The 21,674-nt window shown below is 39.3% G+C and carries 22 protein-coding genes and 2 pseudogenes; 10 read left to right on the top strand and 14 right to left on the bottom strand.

Annotated features, from left to right (window positions below):
* Positions 1-189 precede the first annotated feature (189 nt).
* Together WM95_RS19085 and WM95_RS19080 are read left to right on the top strand one after the other, a co-directional pair.
* Positions 190-495 carry a hypothetical protein gene (locus tag WM95_RS19085; RefSeq protein WP_063408817.1) on the top strand — a complete coding sequence of 102 codons (306 nt, stop codon included), beginning with the start codon at positions 190-192 and terminating at the stop codon, positions 493-495.
* A complete protein-coding gene (locus tag WM95_RS19080; protein WP_063408818.1) occupies positions 495-887 on the top strand; it encodes a hypothetical protein in 393 nt (130 codons plus the stop codon). The genes WM95_RS19085 and WM95_RS19080 overlap by 1 nt, the downstream gene beginning before the upstream one ends.
* Positions 888-978: 91 nt before the next feature.
* Here WM95_RS19080 and WM95_RS19075 read toward each other — a convergent pair.
* Together WM95_RS19075 and WM95_RS19070 are read right to left on the bottom strand one after the other, a co-directional pair.
* Positions 979-1,490, bottom strand: a pseudogene (locus WM95_RS19075) (integrase domain-containing protein); the annotation flags it as partial.
* 513 nt (positions 1,491-2,003) lie between these two features.
* Positions 2,004-2,699, bottom strand: a pseudogene (locus WM95_RS19070) (phage integrase central domain-containing protein); the annotation flags it as partial.
* Between the two features lie 460 nt (positions 2,700-3,159).
* Between WM95_RS19070 and WM95_RS19065 the strand changes: the two are divergent.
* The 8 genes from WM95_RS19065 (at position 3,160) to WM95_RS19030 (ending at position 10,404) form a co-directional block, all read left to right on the top strand.
* A complete protein-coding gene (locus tag WM95_RS19065) occupies positions 3,160-4,005 on the top strand; it encodes a DUF6387 family protein (RefSeq protein WP_042193606.1) in 846 nt (281 codons plus the stop codon).
* A 277-nt stretch (positions 4,006-4,282) separates the two neighbouring features.
* Entirely contained in the window at positions 4,283-4,489 is a 207-nt protein-coding gene (locus WM95_RS19060) for a helix-turn-helix transcriptional regulator (RefSeq protein WP_042193603.1), read from the top strand.
* Between the two features lie 20 nt (positions 4,490-4,509).
* The gene (locus WM95_RS19055) at positions 4,510-4,809 is read left to right on the top strand and encodes a hypothetical protein (RefSeq protein ID WP_042193601.1); all 300 of its coding nucleotides are present in this window, start codon (positions 4,510-4,512) and stop codon (positions 4,807-4,809) included.
* A 295-nt stretch (positions 4,810-5,104) separates the two neighbouring features.
* On the top strand, positions 5,105-6,307 hold the full coding sequence (locus WM95_RS19050) for a tyrosine-type recombinase/integrase (RefSeq protein WP_042193598.1): 1,203 nt from the start codon (positions 5,105-5,107) through the stop codon (positions 6,305-6,307).
* On the top strand, positions 6,300-7,610 hold the full coding sequence (locus WM95_RS19045; RefSeq protein WP_042193595.1) for a tyrosine-type recombinase/integrase: 1,311 nt from the start codon (positions 6,300-6,302) through the stop codon (positions 7,608-7,610). The genes WM95_RS19050 and WM95_RS19045 overlap by 8 nt, the downstream gene beginning before the upstream one ends.
* Complete coding sequence (locus WM95_RS19040; RefSeq protein WP_042193592.1) at positions 7,607-9,481, top strand: DNA-binding protein; 1,875 nt, start codon at positions 7,607-7,609, stop codon at positions 9,479-9,481. The genes WM95_RS19045 and WM95_RS19040 overlap by 4 nt, the downstream gene beginning before the upstream one ends.
* A 14-nt stretch (positions 9,482-9,495) precedes the next feature.
* Positions 9,496-9,882: a hypothetical protein gene (locus WM95_RS19035; RefSeq protein ID WP_042193589.1), complete on the top strand. Its 387-nt coding sequence runs from the start codon at positions 9,496-9,498 to the stop codon at positions 9,880-9,882.
* Between the two features lie 96 nt (positions 9,883-9,978).
* On the top strand, positions 9,979-10,404 hold the full coding sequence (locus WM95_RS19030; RefSeq protein WP_042193586.1) for a hypothetical protein: 426 nt from the start codon (positions 9,979-9,981) through the stop codon (positions 10,402-10,404).
* A gap of 52 nt (positions 10,405-10,456) precedes the next feature.
* On the opposite strand, the gene WM95_RS19025 is transcribed toward WM95_RS19030, so the two are convergent.
* The 12 genes from WM95_RS19025 to WM95_RS18965 form a co-directional block, all read right to left on the bottom strand.
* Positions 10,457-10,771, bottom strand: coding sequence for a hypothetical protein (locus tag WM95_RS19025; protein ID WP_042193583.1), 315 nt, complete (start codon positions 10,769-10,771; stop codon positions 10,457-10,459).
* Between the two features lie 19 nt (positions 10,772-10,790).
* Positions 10,791-11,177, bottom strand: a complete 387-nt coding sequence (locus tag WM95_RS19020) for a hypothetical protein (RefSeq protein ID WP_023339480.1) — start codon at positions 11,175-11,177, stop codon at positions 10,791-10,793.
* Between the two features lie 531 nt (positions 11,178-11,708).
* Entirely contained in the window at positions 11,709-12,890 is a 1,182-nt protein-coding gene (locus tag WM95_RS19010) for a relaxase/mobilization nuclease domain-containing protein (protein WP_088544958.1), read from the bottom strand.
* A gap of 8 nt (positions 12,891-12,898) precedes the next feature.
* A complete protein-coding gene (locus WM95_RS19005) occupies positions 12,899-13,282 on the bottom strand; it encodes a hypothetical protein (RefSeq protein ID WP_000516220.1) in 384 nt (127 codons plus the stop codon).
* Positions 13,283-13,713: 431 nt separating this feature from the next.
* Positions 13,714-14,130, bottom strand: a complete 417-nt coding sequence (locus WM95_RS19000) for a hypothetical protein (protein WP_126546651.1) — start codon at positions 14,128-14,130, stop codon at positions 13,714-13,716.
* Between the two features lie 150 nt (positions 14,131-14,280).
* Positions 14,281-14,778: a Mov34/MPN/PAD-1 family protein gene (locus tag WM95_RS18995; protein ID WP_042193573.1), complete on the bottom strand. Its 498-nt coding sequence runs from the start codon at positions 14,776-14,778 to the stop codon at positions 14,281-14,283.
* Positions 14,771-16,645 carry a ThiF family adenylyltransferase gene (locus WM95_RS18990; RefSeq protein WP_042193569.1) on the bottom strand — a complete coding sequence of 625 codons (1,875 nt, stop codon included), beginning with the start codon at positions 16,643-16,645 and terminating at the stop codon, positions 14,771-14,773. Before WM95_RS18990 ends, WM95_RS18995 begins: the two co-directional genes overlap by 8 nt.
* On the bottom strand, positions 16,638-17,792 hold the full coding sequence (locus WM95_RS18985) for a hypothetical protein (RefSeq protein WP_057057019.1): 1,155 nt from the start codon (positions 17,790-17,792) through the stop codon (positions 16,638-16,640). Before WM95_RS18985 ends, WM95_RS18990 begins: the two co-directional genes overlap by 8 nt.
* Before the next feature lie 16 nt (positions 17,793-17,808).
* Entirely contained in the window at positions 17,809-18,183 is a 375-nt protein-coding gene (locus WM95_RS18980; protein ID WP_229059877.1) for a hypothetical protein, read from the bottom strand.
* A 196-nt stretch (positions 18,184-18,379) separates the two neighbouring features.
* Positions 18,380-19,609 (bottom strand): integrase domain-containing protein, encoded by a 1,230-nt coding sequence (locus WM95_RS18975; protein ID WP_042193617.1) that lies wholly within the window; start codon positions 19,607-19,609, stop codon positions 18,380-18,382.
* Positions 19,610-19,936: 327 nt separating this feature from the next.
* The gene (locus tag WM95_RS18970) at positions 19,937-20,962 is read right to left on the bottom strand and encodes a site-specific integrase (protein ID WP_088544957.1); all 1,026 of its coding nucleotides are present in this window, start codon (positions 20,960-20,962) and stop codon (positions 19,937-19,939) included.
* Positions 20,963-20,965: 3 nt separating this feature from the next.
* On the bottom strand, positions 20,966-21,598 hold the full coding sequence (locus WM95_RS18965) for a phage repressor protein CI (protein ID WP_033146282.1): 633 nt from the start codon (positions 21,596-21,598) through the stop codon (positions 20,966-20,968).
* Between the last annotated feature and the right edge of the window lie 76 nt (positions 21,599-21,674).

Genomic DNA, 21,674 nt, shown 5'->3' with positions numbered 1-21,674 from the left:
AATAGTGCGAGATCAGCACGAGAAGAAAATGTGCCAAGGTCACGCCATTACAATCATAATTCAAGGCATGCTACTCACTATAAATGCAGTTAATTGGATACTGGGTGTATTTAATAAGTGTATTTAAGTGTTGAGTGCTAGTCGACGTACTGCTAAAGTGATTACATCACCATTACGCGGGAGCTAATAATGAGAACACCTTCTGACGTCGCTGAACTCATTCGCATTGCGATGGAAAAACTTAACGATGAAAAACCGATCACTCGCTTTCAGATGTCGTTGAAGGGATTTGGGGCGCTCGCTCAACGTGACTTCGTTGACCAGTATTATTTGGCTTCGCTTATATCTGAATTAAAAGACCGTGGCTGGTGTATGTTTCAGATCACCCACACTAGCTATAGCTTGATCCGGCATGAGTCAGCCTCAAAATTCCGCAAGCTAAGCAGCGAAACTTTGTTGGCCTCCATTTATGGGAAAGAAGGAGAGGAATCATAATGATTGCGTATCAGTATTCTTTACTTATTGCTATTGATGAGCTCCCAGGTTCGCGTCGTCAGAAGTATGCAGCTGATGCAATTCGGCGTATCAATATGGACCTCAGTAGCACAGGTTTCCGGGCCAATAAAGGTTTTAAAGATGATGTTATGCGCTTGCCTGGTGGTTTTAGCTGGCGGTTCGATAACAAAGAACAGCGAGATACGGCCATAGATTGCTTGAAGGCACATCCTGCTGCTTGTTCATTGATCTTTATGAAAACGAGAAAGCGGAAATCTGCTTCTGGTAAGCGTAAGCAGTGTTTTGCGGGTAAGCCTCGCTTATCCAAGGCACTGAAAATCCAATGGCAGGCCCTGCTTTCTCAGTCTTCGGTCAACGAGATTATCCACTAGTATTCCCAAAGTACCCGCGAAAAAGTGAAATACCCGGCAGACGTTAAAGAGAATTACGTTGGGAGATCATTGTATTCATGGGACCCTGTTATCCATCTACTTCATAATAGCGGATCGCGTCCTGCACCCTGGCATAGCGCAGGGAGTGGGGAAAGTATTCACCCGTCAGCCCGGCATCGCGGAGATGGTTGTGCCAGTAATCCATCGCGGATTTCAGATCCGGTTTGTCAATGAGATGTCCGTCACGCTCCCCGACAATCTCAAGCACCTCTTTCACAGCCTAGCGAATCGCTTCCCGGTCAATCATCTGTGTCATGCGCGGTCGACCGCCTTTGGTGCCGAAGATCACGGGCAGACGTTCAGCGCCTTTTTCCTGTTGTTCTCATTCTGTAAGGTATGCAGGGAAATACCCTGCGCCAGTCGTTCATGAATATATCCTGCGATGTGTCTGGCTTTGAGCTGGCTGGTGCTGGTTACCTGAATATTCTGCGCCAGCAGATGATGGGCAAAACGCTGCGCCATCTGTTCGCGGTCGTGGACGGTTTTGTGGCTGCCATCTGCGCGGTGCGCCAGTTTTTTCATATCCTGTGCCAGTCGCGACATGCTGACTCCTCCGCCTGATGCGGTAGCAATATTTTCCGGCGCGTGGGGAATGTACGGCACTGAACATTGCGCCATGCTGAACAATACCGGTGCGCCGGAAGGCGAGAGTTGAGGTATGGTGGGGTACGGTACTGCACGGTGTGCAGGCCGCCTGACTCAGCAGGGATGCCCCCGGATCGTCGTGATCCGCCTCCGGTACTGCTCATTCCTCTTTTTTATCTTTTTGACGCAGAAATGATGGCGTCAGAGGGTTAATACAACGATAAGCCTGATAAGACGGCGGCTGGTGCGTCGGCGTCACTTTGTTTTGTTTGGCCCCCAAAGTGACGCGCCGCCGTTTCAGGCAACCTGTTTAATGGCGCAGAGATACGCCCCGTCTAAAGACGCGGTACCAACCTGCCTCTTGCTGGCACAGGCTATAGCAGCAACAACGACCGGACTGCGTCAGAGACGCCCCCGCCGCATTGTCCGGCTTGCGGGGTTAAGGGCTTGACCAACCTGACATAGCAGCCAGGCACAGTCCTCTAAGGCCAGCATTAGCCTGCCGAGTTCACTGGGGTGAAGGGCGGGCATGTTCTGCTTTTTCGGTTTCTTGAAGCGGGCGACCAGGTTGTCAGCCGGATTGAACTCGATGAGCTCTTCGGAGATGGCAAAGCGGAAGATTTCATTGAGTCGTGAGATAACCCGCCGCAGCGTTTCGAGGATGCCCTGTTCTTCCAGCGGTGTAAGGTGTTCCTTGAGCATTTTGGGACGGATCTCGGTAACGGGTGTGTTACCCAGAGAAGGGAAGACGTGCATCTCCAGCGAACGCCAGACATCTTTGGCGTGATCTTCGCTAAGATCGCTGGTCCGCTTCTTCTCTTTGAGCCACTGCTCCGCAACTTTTTCCAGCGTGCTTTCATTCTGGAGTCGTTGCTCCTCTGCAACCTGCTCCTGGTGGGCCTGCGGGTCGATGCCCTGCACGAGTAAACGCCGGTATTGCAACCTGAAATCTCGCGCCATGGCGAGGGTGACTACCGGGTAGGGGCCAATGCTGATTTTGGTCCGTTTTTTCAGCGCCGGGGGAGTGTATTCGAAGTACCAGATCTTTCTGCCGGATGGCTTAATCAACAACGCCAGTCCGTCGCCATCGCGCAGCATATACTCGGTCTTCTGCGGCTTGGCGGCAGCGATCTCGGTATTGGTTAGGGATTTCAATACCTTAGGCATATTTTTGCACCTTGTTTTTTTAGCGTTCTGGCAACGCGGTACAAAACAAGATACATAATGCTCAAGATTCATACAGATATCATGACCACACATGCAACAAAAAAGCCTGCAACTCTTTGAAGTTGCAGGCTTTTTTAAGGTTCATGATGCATCATGAATGAATGTTTGGGGGCTGGCGTCTCTATGATTAGTTATTCAACTTATTGATTTTTATATTAATTTTCTATTTCTATTTTATCGGTGGTTCTAAAAAGGAACCATAAATCTTAATGGTATGAGTTCTCACGATTAGCTGACTGGCAAATTGTATCAAAAGATAATAAATCCTCAGTTCAGCTACCAACTGGGAGTTGAACTGCGTAAGCAGGATCTGCTTTCCACCGATTAGTGTATACGGTAGTTTTTCAGCATAACTGAATTGTACCCGTAGGGCAGTACCAGCATAGGTGGAGAATGGATTTTGAACAACTGGTCTCTAGAGCATACAAAAGAAATCAAAGCTTGGCTTAACATAGATAACTATCGCAAGTTTGAAGATCTCTCATTAATACACTTCTATCACGAGTTATGGGCCCGGAATCTGTTCTTTAAGGAGTATCGGGAAGAGTTTGAGAGCAGAACTCTTATGAGTTACTTCTCAAAGATTTTCACCGGCAACCCTTTTTTGATTCCAGAAGGGCAACTTGGATACATGACTCCTGCCAACAAACTTTTTCAGCCTCCCCATTTTTTTCTAACAACTCTTGATCGCCTTGCTGAAACGAGCATTATTGCTATGCAACGCGGAGGTTTTGTTTGGCATGAAGGTGACAATTATTCTATAAACGCAGAGCTTCGAGAGGAATCACTTTCAGACATTATGCCCGATCAGTTTACACGAACAGTCATGTTCGAGATTGATTTGGCAAGTGGCACAGACGAAGAGATTGCAGAGTCGCTTAAAGCTGCATTACCGCAATGGCGTAAAGTTAAGGGTATTGATGAAAACCCATTGGAATCTGTTCGTTTTGGATACGGAACTATCAAGAAACTCATCAGCTATCGTGTAATACCTATGCTGGATATCCTGGTGTGGGCAGCCGTTAAAAAAATCCGTGTCTCTGACGACAGGTTATCCAGACTACTGTATACAGACGATGACGAAGAAAGCGAAATGAGGCAGTCCAGCCAAATCAAAGATACCGACAGGCCTTTGGCTCTTAAATCCTGCACAACTGACTTTATCCGACAATTCCATTACTTCATGAACAAAAATAGCCATTTGAAGCAAATGAAAGTCTCTGATGTAATGAAACTATCGGATTAGTATTTTATCTATAACTGTCTGTTTTTAACATGAAAAACCAAAAGCATCATTGTAAATGATGCTTTTTTTTGCGATTTTTACTTTGAACCGGCCATTTTGCCACTTGCCATAAAACAGGGGAATTTCAGCTACTCTCAAGTTCCCCTGTTTTGTACGGCACCAACTTCGAGAAAACTATCCTGCATAGCAGCGAAGAACCTCCGCTTCAGGAGCTTCACTCCTTTCTTTTCCCAAGTGTTCGTATAGTGACTTCACCGCAACGACAAGGGAAAACAAAATGAAGAATCAAGCAACCCGCCTCATACGCTTACCAGAAGTTCTCGAACGAACTGGCTACGGAAAAGCCTGGATCTATCGTCTGATCAGTGAAAGTCGGTTTCCGGCACCAGTGAAGATCGGTGTTCGTGCCGTTGCTTTTGTCGAGAGTGAAGTTGACGAGTGGATTCAATCAGTTATCGAAACAAGTCGAAATAATGTTGCTTAGTTAATTTGGGGAGACATGTTATGAATATCGAAGAATTTGTGAGTGAAGATAACCATATGTGCAATTTAGGCGATGATCTTTTTTACAAGATCTTCGAGTTGGGGGCAATCTATGATTTACCTGATAATGAATTTAACAGAAAGATTGTTTACTGGTTAAGCCAGTATTTAGTAGGGAATCTAAGGAAACCGTTAGATGAGATCTCTGAGCTTAATGCTTCCAAACAGATATATGTTTACGAGACCTGGCTCTCGTTAATTAAATGCCCTGATGAAATGAAACTTTTGGCGAAGCGGATAATTCTATATCTATTGGATTAATAAATTTTTATGAAAATGTAAAGTTTGGCTGAATATTTTTGCTTAAAACTTTACAGAATAACTTACATTATTTTTATGACCGTTTATTCGCAAGGCAGTGAGATAATTTTCGAGGTATTAGGTGTACATAATATTAACTAGATCTACCTGATGATAATTTGACAAGAATAATCGTCTATCTCACTGTTTTAATTTAAATAAATATCTTAATCGATTCAAATAAATTTGTAAATCTACGAAATGCTTATTAATAATATATTGGAATTATACTTTTTGTAAAGTTTAGGAGGGAAATATGTGCAGTATTTGTGTGGATTCTTTTATGTTCGAAAATGGTGAGAGATATTGTCATGTCGTAAATAAAGCTACTGGTGAGCCATTGTATTATCCTAACTTGTATATAACAACACAAGTCAGGAATCGGTCAGAGTCTATATCAACAATGAAGGTTATTGCCGGTAGCATTTCATTGTTATATCGATTCTTTATGAGAAAAAATATCAATATTGATGAAAGAATCCAGAAGAAGCTGTTTCTTGCTCCTCATGAAATTGAGGATTTGATTGAATTTACTTCATTAAATTTCCGAGATGGAGGGGATGGTAATTTTAGGATTTCAAATGTCAAAAAACCAACTAAGTATTTTCGCATTACAACAGTAGCTAACTATCTTGAATGGTTGTGCAAAATACTTCTTTCACATGCAGGTCAGAAAAACACTCTCAAGGAGGTAATGGCGTTCATTAACCACATAAAAAGAAAGAAACCAAGAAATAATGATAAATATAATATGGAAATCGAAAAGAGCTTAGACAAAGCACAACTGGATTCTTTGTTTAGCATACTTTCGCCAGGGAGTAACTTGAACCCGTTTACGGAAAAAGTGCAAAAAAGAAACAATCTAATATTTCTTCTATTACATTGCTTTGGCCTGAGGGCAGGTGAACTTTTGAATCTGCGAATTGGCGATATAGATTTTTCAGAATCGACAATAGCAATAAGGAGGAGAGCAAATGATAAAACAGATCCGCGAGTTTATCAGCCATTAGTGAAGACTTGTGAGAGGAAGTTAATTGCTGATGCTAACCTTATATATGAAATTTCAGATTATATCTTGAATGATCGTAGGAAAGTCCAAAATGCTAATAAGCATGACTTTCTATTTATTACCTATAAGGAAGGGAAGACTCAAGGGCAACCGCTGTCATTTTCTTCTTACCATAAGATAGTGAGTGTTGTTCGTCAATCATCCTCGCTTCTAAGTGGATTAACAGGCCATAAATTACGACACACATGGAATTATGAGTTTTCGAAAGCAATAGACAAGAATCAGGACATATCCGATGAAAAAGAGCAACAAATCCGTTCTTATCTCATGGGATGGCGACCGGGATCAGAAACTTCAATAATTTATAATCGCAGGCATATTTTTGAGCTATCGAAAAAAACTGCACTTGAACAACAAGAGCAACTATTCAAAGGAGGATTTGATGAATAATTTAATTAAATATAACCCTGATAAAATGTCTATTCATGAACATAAAATCGTCAGTTCGATTGAAAACAACGGAATCAATCTTACAAACTTAATATATTCTATGAACGAAAATTTGATTTGTGGATTTGTATATACAGTACAATATTATTTTAATAGTAACAGCTATTTGTATGTGAAAAATATTGTTAGAAATATGGAGAGTCTTATCCGTAAACTATCTCCTACTCATATTGATGATAAAGTTCTAATTGAATATCAAAATAAGAAATTATCAAAAGCCCCAGCATCATTTCGTGTTTTACGACCATTTTTGATTAAATGGTTTGAGTTAGGATATCCTGGAATAGATGAAAGTGCGGTAGAACTGTTAAAGCATTTGGACCTAAAAATAAAGAAATCTGGTCAGTCTGTGCTTCAAGATGATCCAACAGAGGGACCATTAACTAAAGAAGAACATACTTCTTTGATTAAGGCTATGAATCATTCATATAGAAAAGGTGAACTGTCACTGCCACATTATGCAATATCACTATTGATCAGCCTTACAGGTAGAAGACCTCAGCAGTTAGTTATGTTGAAATATAAAAACCTTCTTCAAAAGAACTTAGATAATGGAAAAGTAGAATATGTAATTTCAGTGCCACGAGTTAAACAACGGGGTAAAGAACTACGATATCGAGAACTTGCAATAATATCAGAGGTTGCATCAATTGTTCAATTGCAAGCCAATCAATCAGTGAAACTTGTTGAGCAAGCTCTTGGAAAAACTCTTGATGATTATTCTAAACGAGAAGTTCCTATTTTTTTAAATGAGGAAAAACTCTCAGATTTATCCATAAAAGGTTCAATTCTTCTGGGATATAATAAATTATATGCGAAGCCTACAATTGCTAATGTAGCTTTGAAAAGTATTGTTAATAATGGGGGAATAATATCCAACCGTACCGGTTCGATACTAAATGTTACTCCTCGTAGGCTTCGTTATACAATAGCAACTTTGCTGGCTAAGGATGGGCATAATGTTAATACTATAGCTGAATTATTGGATCATTCCTCTACTTCAAGTGCGGGGATTTATATTAAAAATCATGCTGACAGTGTTGAAAGAATTGATTCCGCAGTTTCAGAACAGTTGTCATTTATCGCTGATATTTTTATGAATGGAATCACTTCGAAAGAGAATTATCATATTAAGTTTTGCTCTTCAAAAAAATGCATAAGTCGGAATTTAAATAAAAATTTCCCTTGTGATAAATGTGCTTTCTTTATGCCGGTTGATATTGATGAGGTAAATGTCAAATGAATAATATTATTTTATTTAAATCTAAAAAACAACTTACGGCAGAAAGCAACTATAATGAATTTATAAAGTTTTGTCGCTATCAACTGATCGGACTAACCCAAACTCAGGATTGGAACCAGTATGCCTGGAAAGGATATGTCACATTTAGAAAAATAGGGGTTGGAAATAAAGTCTTTGATTCCAATGATGCAATGCACGAAGATTATATCAATTTTGCGAAAGCATATATTAGATATCAACACTCATTGAAACCATTGAAAAATTATGGGGCTATTATGATGGCCTTGCGATGTCTCGAACAGGCTCTTTTGCAGGTTCAGAACACGGGTCTCATTTATAATGTTACAGCCGTTGTTTTCGATGAGGCAATGCAGATCGGAAGTAAATATTTTGAAGGTAACGTTTTGGCTAAATGTGGAATACAGCTTGAAAAAATATCAAAGTTTCTATGTGAACATAATCTTGTTAAGTCAGGATATATCTCATGGAAAAACCACGTGAAACAGAAAGTCAAAAATAATTACCTTCCTGAGATCGAGGATTATCACCGACGCGATAAGTTACCAGATGAAGAGGCATTACTCGCTATTGCTGATATTTTTTCTAAAAATGATGAGTTACTGAGCCCAAGGGATAAGTTCACCAGTTCAGTATTTGCACTTCTACTTTGTTGTCCGAGCAGAATCTCTGAGATTTTAGCCTTACCTGCTGATTGTGAGATTACACAAATAGATGGCAAGGGTATCGAAAGATATGGGTTGAGATTTTATTCGGTTAAGGGGTATGGCCCTAATATCAAATGGATTCCACGGGTTATGATACCAGTTGCAAAGAAAGCGATTAGAAGATTACTTTCCTTATCACAAAATGCAAGAGCACTTGCTCACTGGTGCGAAAAGCACCCTGATAAATTTTACCGACATGAGCTTTGCCCAACAGTTGATGAAAAAACTAAATTGACCGTTGTACAAGTTTGCCATGCACTGGGGTATCATTTATTTGATCATAAATCATGTGTTTTAAAAATTAAAAGAACGAGTTTGGATGGTGGAAAAAGTTTCTTAAACTCCAATGATTATAATTATTCATTGTGCGAACTATGGGAAATGATTAGTTCTGGTTTTAGCAGAGACTTTCCATGGTACGATAAAGAGAAATCTATAAGATTTAGTAATGCTTTATGCTTGCTCAATGCTGATCAATTTTCTTTATCACGAATGGCTTCAATTTTCATATTTTACAAACCGACTAAAAGTTTCTTCTTTAGCGATATACAAAGTAAAAGAAGCTTTGAGGTGGGGTATAAAAATATATTTGCACGATATGGGTATTATGATGATGAGGGTAAACCACTACTTATTCGCTCACACCAACCACGGCATCTATTAAATACAATAGCTCACTATGGTGAAATGTCTGAACTTGATATAGCTAAATGGTCTGGTCGTATTAATGCTAATCAGAACAGAGTTTATAACCATGTGTCGGAAGAAGATATGTTAGATAAAATCAAAGCTATTAAATTGATCAAGAGTAATTATTGTAAGAGAGAGTCAATTCCCTCAATTGAATCGCCAGTTGACTTCGATAACCTTTATCAAGGGGCAATTCACTTAACAGAATTTGGTTACTGTGTGCATAACTATTTGGTTCAACCTTGTAATAAAATTAATCAGTTTTTGGAATGTGACAATGAGGCACTGGACATGGAATCAATTGATAGAATGAAGCTTGAATCTATCCAAGAAAAAGTAACAAAACTGAAGAGTATAACGCAGACCGCTTGTGAAAATGGTGATTATGGTGCAGACAAATGGCTGCAACACCATGAGAAAAATTTGGAAAGAATTAATAAATTATTGAATAATTGAAACAGGAGATACATATGGCAAAACATTTAAACAGGAGTGAAATAAAAACAATTACAAATATTATATTGGCTTGGGACGGCAAAATCACATGGGATGATTTATGTGAATCAGTATATAAAAATCTTAACAGAACAATCACAAGGCAATCTTTAAGTGCTCATAATGAAGTTGTTGAAGCATATAAAACAAAGAAAAGTTTGTCCAATTTGAAAAAATCAGGCTTAAAGAAACCAGCCAATTTAACAATTGCGGCACAACAAATATTAAATCTTAAAGCCGAAAATGAAATGTTGAAAAAACAGAACAATAGATACAAAGAGCAATTTAGCTATTGGCAGTACAATGCTTACAGACACGGTCTTACTATGGAACAGTTGAATAGGCCATTTAATAAAAAATAGCAATTGATAGGTTACATCTATTGACAAGTTAAATAAATGCGATAAATATAAATATATTGTCAGGAAGACTATTTCAATTATGCAAGGATGCATTTTATGGACAAAAAAAATATCAATTCAGAATTTACTCTGGAAGAACAGCTTATCGTTATCGTAGACAAATATATCTCTAAGCGATATCAGCCACATGATAAAAGTTTCTCATGCCAGCTTTACTTAATTTTTGTGGGATACCATTTGAAGTATTTCTACCCTGAAAGGATTTATTCTAAATCCAATCGTAATATTGATAACATAATGGCTATGTTTAGCTCGGTATACAAAAGTCTGACAAGCAATCTTCTACAACGATTAAATAACAAAGAAGGAGTGATTAGGGAGCTAAACTCGCTTGTTAATTACATAGATAACAATCAAGAAAAAGCAGAGGAAATCTATGCTACTGTCAGAGCACAATATGAAATGAAAGTAATTGAGACAGAGTTAACCCATGAAGTTCGAGTAAGAACCGTCAGGTTATAGGTAATAAAAAGCCCCTAAGCAGGGGCTAAAAAAGACTTATTGATACAGGCTACTACTGAACTTCTTTCCAGACACCATCAGCTTTCACAAGCTTAACAGGCTTTGTTTGTTTCATGTTGCTGATAGAAGCATCGACAATGCAGTTGTAAACATTGTTTGCTTCTTCTGTGCAACTTAGTTTCTTAACATAATCTATTCTTAAAAGATCTTTTTCGGGAATACTTGAGTTCAGAGCTTTCATACTTGCATTTGATCTATCTACAACACTTTTGAAAGCATTGTATATGTCTTTTTCAGAAGGTTCGGAATTACAGGCTGTTAATAGAAAAGTAGAAAGGATAACTGCGAGAATTGAGTATGTATTCATTTTCTTGTCCAGGAAACGATTAATTAAGAATGCCAGATTTTGTATTGTTATTATCAGTAGAGAATGTCCACTTGCTTACGGTTTCTCCATTGAAGTCGATTTCGAGAGTTTTAGACTGAGTCTGGGAGCCGCCAGTTAGCAAACCGACAACAGGGATAAAAGTTGAGGCATTGAACTGATTGTTATACATGAAATATCTCCATTGCTCGTTGCCATCGTCAAGAGTCGTTCTGGTGTCAGGCTCACCAAGTTGAACAAGTAGCTCTGCCTTAGTTGTTTTGTTTTTAATTATTTTCGATTGAAGGCTTTGAGCCGTTTCATTTTTGATTTTTTGGTTCCCTGATGTTGAACAGCCAGAAATTAAAAATATTGCAATGAAAAAGGAGGTTACAATAAATTTATTCATTTTATCTTCCTTATTATATTTGATTAGGGTTAGCTTTTATGTGTGAAAACGGCTCTGTGTGCAAATTTCTTACGTAAATAGAATCTCAAAGAAATTGCTGATGCAAAATAGATAACGACAGCAAATATAAAACTTTGACTGACAGCGAATATGAAGAAAGCTATCGCCAACAGCACAATTCCTATTAGTAAAGCTAACCAAGATGAAACGGCTCCATATTTGATGGTTGAATGACAGCCAGTGCAGACGCTAACTCCAAACTGGCTCTCTTTGAAGCAGAACGGGCACTTTATTGTTTCGTTTTTCATATCAACCTCAAGGTTGCAGATTAAATGGTGCGTTTACAGAGATTCTCGATGACCGACTCTCTTTAGTAAAATTGCTTGTACCGATCGATGATTAGCTCTTGATAGGTCCAGGCTATCACAACCAGATTATCGATCTGTAATAACGATCAATATTTTCTTGACTAAACGAAAATTTGTTACTACAGATAGAGTGCGGTTACGAAAAGTATTTGTAATTGACTGTCTATAAACGAATTTTTCTTGCAGGTTTTAGATGCTGAGTTGCATAGACTTTTGAGAATCTTGCAGGGTTGTTGTGAAGAATGCTCTTACCGTAGCTTCGGAGAAGCTCTATGAGCCGTTGTAAAAAGGGAAACCAGCTACTGAGCCTGAGATGCTTTTGCTGTTTGACTGTATTCTTTAGAAGAATCTTTTCTACGATTGCGGTCCGTTTGTCTTCTCTGAGCCGTAATTCCAGTTCTGCAATTTTTCCACCGATACTTTCCCTTCTCTCAGTTGTCCTTAAGATCGTTGCAGGAGCAGGAGCAGGAGCAGGAGCAGGAGCAGGAGCAGGAGCAGGAGCAGGAGCAGGAGCAGGGGGTTCTTCTGGTGGTATGCCGGTTCGCAGAGCTTCTAGATGGTCTGGGTTGTAGTTGAGCCTGTTACTAAGATTTGCCCAACTGTAGCTCTTGCCCAATTGCGAAGCTTTGAAAGCTATATCGCGGTAGGAAAAAGAGAACCCGTTCATTTTCCCGGTAGAAGCGACATTCGCCGTCCAGCCGACTTCTGCTTCTTCCAGCCTCTTGATAAAAGTTAAAAGGTCAGGTGTATCTGCCAAACTTTTATCAAGTATCTGTTGGAGAGCTTCCTTAGGGGCGGGAAGACCAGTCCGTTCTGATAGCATTTGTTCGTTGCGAGAGATTCTTTTCCGCTTCGGTTGCTTTGGTGCAATGGCTGAGGCTGTTTTGGTCACTGTTAGATTATGAGTGATTTCAAGCTCACTGATTATGCGGGTACTTATAAGGTTCTCATTCCTGCCAAGGTAGAGTTTCCCACCGGCTATGTCGATTCTGCTGGCAATAATGTGTATATGCTGGCCTTCGTCGTTATGAAGCACATAGCAACGGAGGTGAGTATCACTGAACCCCATCCTCTTCATGTAGTCATCAGCTATGGTTACCCACTGGTCATTCGACAAGGATTCATTCGTAGGTAATCGAAGTGAGTTGTGCCACACCGGTTTCTGGACATCTAGCCGAAGCTGTTTTGTGCCATTGAATTCGGAAATCAGTTCAAGAACAGAGCTACTTAACATGTTCCCGCCAATTACGACTGGATCGCTTTTATGATGTGCTCCCGGTTGCAATGCATAACGAACAACACCAGCGAAGCTCTTACCCCTTTTGATCTTCTGCATTCCTTTCATGCGAAAAACTACCTTACGGACGGATCAGAACCTGTAAGACATGAGCGAAGCTCTTTAATCTGCTTTTTAACAGCGAAGATCTCTGTTTTCGTCAGTTCACTATTACTGCTTTTAGTATCAAGGTGGATTATTAGACGATTTAGCTTTTGAGATATATCAGACAATGATTGCCAAACTTCTAAATTGATTGCAGGAATGGTCGGAGGAAGCTTTTGAAGTGATGCCATGCGAAGCCATTCACCTTTGCGTTTATCACCACGGCTTGCATTGAGAAGCTCTAACTCTTCTTTATTTAATCGTACACTTACACAGTGTATTCGCAATGATTGAGATTTATTATCGCTAATAGGCTTGAAATTATTTGTATACGACAATGTTATTATTTTACCCATATAAACTCCTTTTTATATATTTATTCGCTTTAAAGTGAGCAATTCCTTTGCAACACATTATATATTTATAGTGGAAATGCAATTCATGTCAATGAGTTAGGTTAGACTTTGACTTTCTTTTTCAACCGAAGGGCGAAAAACAAGGGAACTCAAAGAAGCGGAGCTTCGATGAGTTAGCCCTTGCTTTATATTTATGCGTAGCGATGGTTGACATGTAAAAAAATAATGGTATTTATTTATTAAATTGCATGCCGGAAAATTTATGTTATGAATAGAAAATGGTGGTTCCTTTTTATTTTAATTATCTTAAATATCGTAGCTGTGTATATTGGCCTATATCTTGATAATGATATTTTCATGCGGAGATTCAAGGAGTTTGTGTATGTTGTCGATATTATATCCATACCATTCATTGTCGTTTTTTTTATCATTTAATCTTCTTGATCTGGTTTTGATGGCTTTCCTTTAATATCGGTCGCACTCATGAAAGCTTTTGTAAAAGAACAAACAATCAAAATAAATCTCAATGCAAAAGGAATGAAATTCTTTTCAAGAGATGATACACTTATATCTTCAATTGGACTTATAATGTAAAGCATTTTCATAGAAGCAAAAGCCGCAGCAAGAAAAAGAATTGTATCGTTTATTATTTTTATTATTTCCCCTCTTCTTCGGTATTGCTTTGTTATTGCTATAGCAGATGAAATACAAATCAAATAAAATCCTACATATGCTGGAATTGGTATTCCTTTGCAATCATTAACGATCACAATCAAGTAAGTAAAATATATTGTGTAGAGTGATATCTTTAAAAATGAAAGTGAGTCTTCATCTAATTTATCAGACATGAAATTTATTATAAAATGTTTTATTTTTATCATTCTCTATAACCCTGTTATGTTCTACTTATGGTGTAACTCAATGAAAATAACCGAGTACACCTTGAAAATTCAAACACCATTATTTCTAACTAAAATTTTATTTAGCTTTGAGATAATTCATTGTTCATTAAAAAACCCCTTATCTGAAATATACTTGAAAGTATATATTTTTTTCCCATCTGCTGCTGATAAATAACAGTTGGAAATATTTTCTTTGTTTGGGATTATTAGCATGAGAAAAAAAGGTCTTGTATGACCTGATTTGATAAATAAGTCTTGGATACTGCGGATATCCGTTCCTGATGGGCTTGCCACGCCTTCATTATGTGTATGCCAATCACCTAAGTAGTGAAAACCTTGCTTGAATAATGATATGATATCTTCTTTGGCTTTTTTCTCATCTAACTTGAAATAATTTCTTTTCCTCAAATCAGTAGAGCCTGGTGTGGTTATTTTATTGATTTCAATCTCAGAATCAGTGAGATTATTGGAAAATAGCATACCTCCAGATTCTTTACTAAAACAGTGAGTTTGACGGTGAGAAAATAACTCATCTACTATGCTTTGGCTGATGCATATTTTAAAATCTAATTCGGTACAATGAAATTTATGCATCACATTTTTCCCAATTAGAATTTTCAAAAACAAGAGGTATGATACAATCACCCTTTTCTGGATTTCCGAATTGTGCTATCCATTTATTATTCCATTTTCCACCCAATTCCAAAAGTTCTGTTTCTCTTCCTAAATAACTATAAGCAAAAGATTTATTTGAAAAACGATCCATAATAAGATCTATTACCGTTCTTGCAGTTAGAGCATGTAAATTAGTCAATGGGATAGCTCCGTATGGCTGGAACTCTCCGGCACATGCAGCTATCCTTTTGCGAGTATTTTCTTTCCAGTAAGTAGCCGGATATTTTAATGCACCTATATATTTACCTTCTGTAATATGCCAGCTATTAAAAGCATTAGAATCCACTTGGTTGACTATTACATGCCCAGCCATCGCATGAGCTTCAACAAATGCAAAGACAATAGCACCAAGAATGTCTTCCGACTGTCTTTTAATTAACTGCTGTTCAGTATTCCAATGTGCAGTGCAGCTTACTATAATATCGGCTTCTGCAATTTTCTGGTTATTCTTGGAATCTTCTGTCCAATCTTCATTAAAAGCTTCTATATACGCATTTGGAAACTCTTCCCGTAGCCTTGAGGCAAGAGCTAATGCTTTATTTTTATAAACAGAATCAAATCCTAATAGATGACGAGAGGAGTTTTCACTCTTCATTAAATCATCATCCCAAAGCATCATTTTTCTAATACCTGATTGAAGTAACAGTCTTGATACCGAAGAACCTACTGAACCACATCCGACGATAGCTACTTTATGTTCAGAGATTTTCTTGTAAGTTTTGTTATGCTCACGGCCTGTTAACCAAGAATCGTCAGAACGGTCTACTATGAGATTTTCTGTTTTTGTTTGACTTATTCTATTTTTTAAAATCTTTCCATCGATGTAATTTCTATAACCATCTAATAAAGCTGTATTCCTGAATCGACCCCGACTAATACCTCTGGTATCGAAACGGTCTGAGGCAAGATCACTAACTCCCTTAGGAATCTGTATTCCTATAATATTCATCCCAGAAGGAGTTGGGAATGAAATTAGAATTATTGGCTTGACATTGAACATATTAGCACAAGATCTTAAGATCAATTCAATAGTGCTTTCTGAATCTTCCTGTTGCTGATTTATGAGTTCAAATAAATCCCTTGCAGTTTTGGGATACTGACTCGGATACCAGGCTTCATTGAAGAATATCAATGGAATTGAAATTATTTTAGAGAGTTGCTGTTGCCTTATTCTCTTATCTTTTGAATTACTTTCATCCGATTCTAATGGCAATATTTTTTGGTTTTCCAACCAGTTAATTAATTCTTTTTGTGTGTCAGAGTATATTACTCCAAATTTTCGAGTCCGATAACCGAAAACCGACCTTGTGTTTTTATTTGTTAGATCACACAGGCTTATAAGTCGATCTATTTTATTACATTGATAAATCCAATAGTTCTGGAACTCATCAATGAAATCCTCACTTAAATCTCCATTTATTCCTTTTCTTAGCATTAGTATAGCATCGTTTAGTAAATCGACTGCATAGGTCATATCATTATGATCGATGATATAACTGTCAGGCCAAACACATAACTTGCCATTTTTTTCTAAGTGCGGGAGTTGGCAAACATCAATTTTAGGTGAGGAAATAAACACATCTGGAATGTCAAATTGACTAAGAGTTTTGTATCTTAGTTGCAATACAATTGGTTCATTACTAAATTCTAAATCAGTTACTAATTCCCAAGCACAAACATATTTATCGTTGAATTTTGATAATTCATTCGTAGAAAGCTTCCTTGCACCATAAGGTGCAAGGATTGTGCTCAACTGATCTATCTTTTTACTAAGACAATCAGGCATAACCACCACCACCTTGTCTATTTACAGCAGCACTTGATGATTCAGCCATACCTAATGCAGATGCAGCAATTTTCTTAATACCGTTATCGGAAATTTCAATCTCTAACGGAATATTCTCTCCATTCTTTTTATGGTCCGATACACATAAAAATTGACCTTGCACATTATCAACAATTTTTTCGTATTCTTCTTTTGCTCGATAGGCCGGAGGGTCTTTCTCATCATCTTCAATTACTTTTGAACTGGAAATAATGAAAGCATTTTGTTTAGCCCGGTTGAACACTTCCATTGCTTTCTCTGATGTTTCTGCTTCATCACCCATATCACTTAAACTATGATGGGAAAGGCTATGCCATGAACAATGGTGTGGTGCTTGTAAGATATCATAATCTAACCAAGACATTGAATATTTATCAGTTAGACGATCTCTTACACATTCCCAACAAACAACTTCGGCATCTCCACCACTTAAAAAATAAGCAGTTTTATTACCACCTTTTATTGCAAAATTCATTATTACACTGGAATGGTTTTTACCCAATTTATCTTCTAATTCATCAAGGTCTTTCTTCGGTGAAGGACCCAGTAAATGAGCTTCAAAACATGAGGAATAGCTTTGGTTAATCCAGCGAGTTTTTTGATCTAATTCTAATAGAATATTTGGTATGTCATCCGTTTTATCACCATCGTCCTTGCCTAAAACCAAAACTTGATTTCCGACTCCATCCAAATAGCCCTTTTCTTTATAAAGATTGACTCTTCTCTTGACTTCTGCGTTCAAAGCTTTTGCGTCATCACATAAAGGATGATTCTGTGCATGATGTCGTCTAAATACAATTGGGCTTGACCAGATCTCATTGATGAAAATTTTATCACTCCTTTCACTCCAATTTTCAGGTTTTCCCAAATGGAAGTGATCAGATACTCCATCGCAATGATCTGAATCAGGGTGCGACCAAATAAAGAGATGAACAAAGAGACGGCCTTCGTCATTACGAGAAAGTTTTTCTCTAAGTTGTGAGCGAACATCGGGATGTTCTTTACCATCTCTGATACGACAATCGATTAATATATTCTTTCCATCTTCGGTTTGAATAAGTGTCATATCCCCATTACCTACGGGGAAAAAAGATATCTTTGCAGTCATATCATATCCTTTTTAATTATTTCTGATCGGAATTATCACCCGACCTTGCTGTGCGAGATTTTTCAATCCCAAAAATAGCCATACCTACATCTTCGATTTTGCCCACGAATTTATCTACATTCAAGCCAGCAAAGAAGGCAAATGCCATATATCCATAGTCTCCACCACTACCGTTTTGTGATGCATCTAACACTATCAAACCTGCTTTTAGAAACAGGTAGGCCACAACACCACAGATACCGCTGACAACAGGCCTTAATACATACCAGACATACCAACGGTCATCCCAGCAGTTTCTGACACACTTGTTTAGATATACACCACGGAGGCAGTAAAGAGTCCCACCAAGCACTCCGATCAGTCCACAACGGATCATTAGCTTCTTGCTCATGATCCATTCAGGGAACACATCACCCTTTACTAATCCTGCATACACAAGGATAACAAGTAAGAGTAAGGTGAAGAGATAACAGATTATTCTTTTCATATGTAGCCTATATGTAACCTTTGATGAGGGTTTTTATTTTTATTCATTTTAGATCATTAACTTAGATTTTCTAGAAAAGTACTGCTGCATCATTGGAGGGTTATGCTGCGTCAGCCTTGTATTTTTGAGATGAAACATAATCACTCCACCATTGCATGAGAACTACCCGTTCTGCGAGATACTCAGCACGATTGTAAGCTGCAATTATTTCATCTTTCTTCGAATGGGCAAGGGCCGCTTCTAAGACATCTATCCTGAACTTACCCGACTCCTCTGCGGCCGTTCGGGCAATAGATCTCATTCCATGGGCTACAAGCTCACCTCCGAAGCCCATGCGGATTATGGCCGCATTAGCTGTTTGTTCATGCATATGGTTAAGAGGAGCCTTTATGCTTGGAAACACCCATTCACGATGCCCACTTATGGCTTTCATTGAGTCCAGGACTCTCAAAGCTTCTTTGCTTAGTGGAACTTTGTGAGGCTTCTTCATTTTCATAAACTCAGCCGGAATGTTCCACATGCCGGTTTCTATATCAATATCTGACCATCTTGTGCGAACCGCTTCACCGGGGCGGACCCAAGTTAGTAACTGCCATTCAATAAGTAACCTTGTTTCTAAACGGATAGAAGCATTGGTTAGAGCAATCAGGAAGCGGGGAAGTTCGGAAGGAGGTAATGCAGGCATATTCTGTTTTTTAGGCTTACTGAACCGTTGTCCAAGGTTGTCAGCCGGATTGAACTCTATGAGTTCTTCTGTTGCTGCATAGCGGAAAATTTCATTCAGGCGGGAAATGATTCGCCGTAAAGTTTCGAGGACTCCTCGTTGCTCAATAGGGTCAAGATGTTGCTTTAAGAGTTTGGGTCGGATCTCATTGACAGGAACATTACCCAAGCCGGGAAAGATATTTCTCTCCAGGCTTCGCCAGATGTCTTCTGCATGGTCTTGTGAGATACCTGAGGTCTTTACCTTCTCATCTAACCATTTCCTTGCCACGGTTTGGAGAGTGTGTTCAGTAGCATTCTTTAAGGCATTTGCTTTATCGTTGTTATGGACTTGAGGATCAATGCCATTGGCAAGCAAGGAAAGGTATTCATCTCGCAATGCTCTTGCTCTTGCCAGTGTAAGGTGAGGATAGGTCCCAAGGCTCATTTTGGTTCTTTTTTTACTCACTGGCACTGCATACCTGAAATACCAATTCTTCTTTCCTCCTTTCGAGAGGGGAGCGATTCGTAGTATCAAACCATCTCCGTCAAACAAGTTGATTTCTTTGTCGGCTGGCTTGGTGCTTTTGATTTCAGTGTCAGTGAGCTTCTTAGCGATTTTTGCCATTTTGGGACCCTCGGTTTTTGGACCCTTCTTAGTGGGTCCCATTCAGGGTGCCATATGTGATAGTTCTCAGCAATTCTCACTGGACGACAATAGACGTAAAAAAGCCCGCAAGGCTGATTCCATGCGGGCTTAGTAGACTTCATTGTACTTCAAACAACTAAAAAGTGGTGGAGCTGGCGGGAGTTGAACCCGCGTCCGAAATTTCTACATACCATTTTAATAGTAATAAAAACAGATATTTAATAATAAAATCATCATGTTATTGTAATTGGTGTTCGTCAGGTTTTATATGATTTTAAGTCTATGCCGCCAATCTGCCGCCATAAATTATCGGTTCCAGTTAAGATTGTGAAGCGGGTTTTTTGTTACTGCATCTTCCAGATGGTCGGGGGCAAAGTGGGCGTATACCATCGTCATTTTGATATCTGCGTGGCCCAGAATATCGCGCAGTACCAGTATGTTTCCTCCATTCATCATAAAATGACTTGCAAAGGTATGACGCAGTACGTGGGTGCATTGCCCCTCAGGTAAATCAATGCCAGCCCGTTTCACTGCACGCTCAAAAGCTTTTCTGCATGGAGTGAATAACCTTCCTCGGTTTTTGGGGAGTTCATCGTACAGTTCCTGAGAGATAGGTACGGTCCTGTTTTTCTTACCTTTGGTTTTGGTATAGGTAATTCGATACTTTGATAGCTGATGTCCCTGCAGGTTTTCGGCTTCGCTCCAGCGTGCGCCGGTCGCCAGGCAAATTTTTGCAATCATCAGCAGGCTAGGACTTTGAGAATCAGCGCAGGCATCTAGCAGGCGTTTGATTTCATCCTCAGCCAGGAACGTCAGTTCCCCTTCAGCGATCTTGAATGTGGGCAGCCCTGCTAAGGGGTTTGGTGCTGACCAATGCCCCATCTTTTTCAGCGTGCCAAATACAGAGGAGAGGTTGCGTTGTTCAAGGTTTACTGTCCGGGGTTTAACTGGCGCCATGAGTACGCCATCTTCATTTTTAATTTCCCCCTTTAACCGGGCTTCCCGGTATTTTGTGAAATCACCTGCGGTTAACTCCGATGCAATGGGATCACCTAGGCCATTGCAAATAATTCTGAGTTTCGCCATTAGGCGTTTAGGGTCCGCAAGGGTCTGTCCGTAGAGTGAATGCCATTGCTCAATCACCTCTGACAAATGGCGCCGGTCTTCCTTTTCTCCCAGCCAGGGCTTTTTGTTAACTTCATCCATGGTGAAGTTTTCAAATGCTATAGCCTCGCCTTTCGTCGCAAACTGCTTGCGTACTCGCTTTCCGTCGCGCCCGGTCGGGTAACACTCGCACAACCATTTTCCGTTCGGCTGCTTCCTGATAGTCATACGTTATAGACTCTTGATAACTTTGACTGCGCGCCCGATGACTTCAACATCATCCACTGAGCACTCAAAAGATGCTTCATCTTGTTGAACCACAATCCTATTACCTGGGATGCGTGAGATTTTGACGAAGCTTTTTACACCATCGATATCTACCAGCCAAAAGCCATTGCTGATCTGTTTCACGGATGTATCAACAACAAAACTATCTGTAGGTGTCTTTACGAACAAAGAATTTGAAGACTCACCCTCTAACAACCTGCTATCCAAAAGCATTTCATCATCTGGCTGCAGTTCACCGTTCTTCAACTCCGCGTGTTTGATGCTGGGAGCAACGATTTTAGAAAGTGGTCTTACTGTGACTGGAGTTTCCTTTTTGAGATTTTTTTCCTCGCTGTCACTTGCATACATTTCCCCCTGACCAGTGGCCAGCCATAAAAGAGATATTCCAGTTTCAAGAGCACATTGGATAACCCATTCAGCGGGAAAGCTATCTCGTAAGTATCTGTTTGCCATAGTGCTTTTTGATACTGACAGATGCTCGCACAGTTGTTGGCGCGAGCTAAAATTGTAGGCCTTAATGAGCCTATTGATCGCATCACGCCCGCCGCTATCGTTACCAGCCTTGATTAAACTCATAATCAAACCCCTTGACGCATATAAAAAGTGATCCTAATATCCATTCAGGTTTTGAAAACCAAACTCAAACCATATA

This window comes from Enterobacter cloacae complex sp. ECNIH7 (genome assembly GCF_002208095.1).
Lineage (GTDB): Bacteria > Pseudomonadota > Gammaproteobacteria > Enterobacterales > Enterobacteriaceae > Enterobacter > Enterobacter cloacae_M.
Note: the sequence above shows the minus strand (reverse complement) of the source record. Positions and strands in the feature narration are given on the sequence as shown.

Coding starts and splice junctions, on each gene's coding strand:
- WM95_RS19085 (WP_063408817.1), top strand. CDS start 190: ATGAGAACACCTTCTGACGTCGCTGAACTCATTCGCATTGCGATGGAA.
- WM95_RS19060 (WP_042193603.1), top strand. CDS start 4,283: ATGAAGAATCAAGCAACCCGCCTCATACGCTTACCAGAAGTTCTCGAA.
- WM95_RS19025 (WP_042193583.1), bottom strand. CDS start 10,771: ATGAATACATACTCAATTCTCGCAGTTATCCTTTCTACTTTTCTATTA.
- WM95_RS19050 (WP_042193598.1), top strand. CDS start 5,105: ATGTGCAGTATTTGTGTGGATTCTTTTATGTTCGAAAATGGTGAGAGA.
- WM95_RS18980 (WP_229059877.1), bottom strand. CDS start 18,183: ATGAGCAAGAAGCTAATGATCCGTTGTGGACTGATCGGAGTGCTTGGT.
- WM95_RS19040 (WP_042193592.1), top strand. CDS start 7,607: ATGAATAATATTATTTTATTTAAATCTAAAAAACAACTTACGGCAGAA.
- WM95_RS18985 (WP_057057019.1), bottom strand. CDS start 17,792: ATGACTGCAAAGATATCTTTTTTCCCCGTAGGTAATGGGGATATGACA.
- WM95_RS19035 (WP_042193589.1), top strand. CDS start 9,496: ATGGCAAAACATTTAAACAGGAGTGAAATAAAAACAATTACAAATATT.
- WM95_RS18975 (WP_042193617.1), bottom strand. CDS start 19,609: ATGGCAAAAATCGCTAAGAAGCTCACTGACACTGAAATCAAAAGCACC.
- WM95_RS19080 (WP_063408818.1), top strand. CDS start 495: ATGATTGCGTATCAGTATTCTTTACTTATTGCTATTGATGAGCTCCCA.
- WM95_RS19045 (WP_042193595.1), top strand. CDS start 6,300: ATGAATAATTTAATTAAATATAACCCTGATAAAATGTCTATTCATGAA.
- WM95_RS18965 (WP_033146282.1), bottom strand. CDS start 21,598: ATGAGTTTAATCAAGGCTGGTAACGATAGCGGCGGGCGTGATGCGATC.
- WM95_RS19055 (WP_042193601.1), top strand. CDS start 4,510: ATGAATATCGAAGAATTTGTGAGTGAAGATAACCATATGTGCAATTTA.
- WM95_RS19020 (WP_023339480.1), bottom strand. CDS start 11,177: ATGAATAAATTTATTGTAACCTCCTTTTTCATTGCAATATTTTTAATT.
- WM95_RS19010 (WP_088544958.1), bottom strand. CDS start 12,890: ATGAAAGGAATGCAGAAGATCAAAAGGGGTAAGAGCTTCGCTGGTGTT.
- WM95_RS19005 (WP_000516220.1), bottom strand. CDS start 13,282: ATGGGTAAAATAATAACATTGTCGTATACAAATAATTTCAAGCCTATT.
- WM95_RS18970 (WP_088544957.1), bottom strand. CDS start 20,962: ATGACTATCAGGAAGCAGCCGAACGGAAAATGGTTGTGCGAGTGTTAC.
- WM95_RS18990 (WP_042193569.1), bottom strand. CDS start 16,645: ATGCCTGATTGTCTTAGTAAAAAGATAGATCAGTTGAGCACAATCCTT.
- WM95_RS19000 (WP_126546651.1), bottom strand. CDS start 14,130: ATGTCTGATAAATTAGATGAAGACTCACTTTCATTTTTAAAGATATCA.
- WM95_RS19030 (WP_042193586.1), top strand. CDS start 9,979: ATGGACAAAAAAAATATCAATTCAGAATTTACTCTGGAAGAACAGCTT.
- WM95_RS18995 (WP_042193573.1), bottom strand. CDS start 14,778: ATGCATAAATTTCATTGTACCGAATTAGATTTTAAAATATGCATCAGC.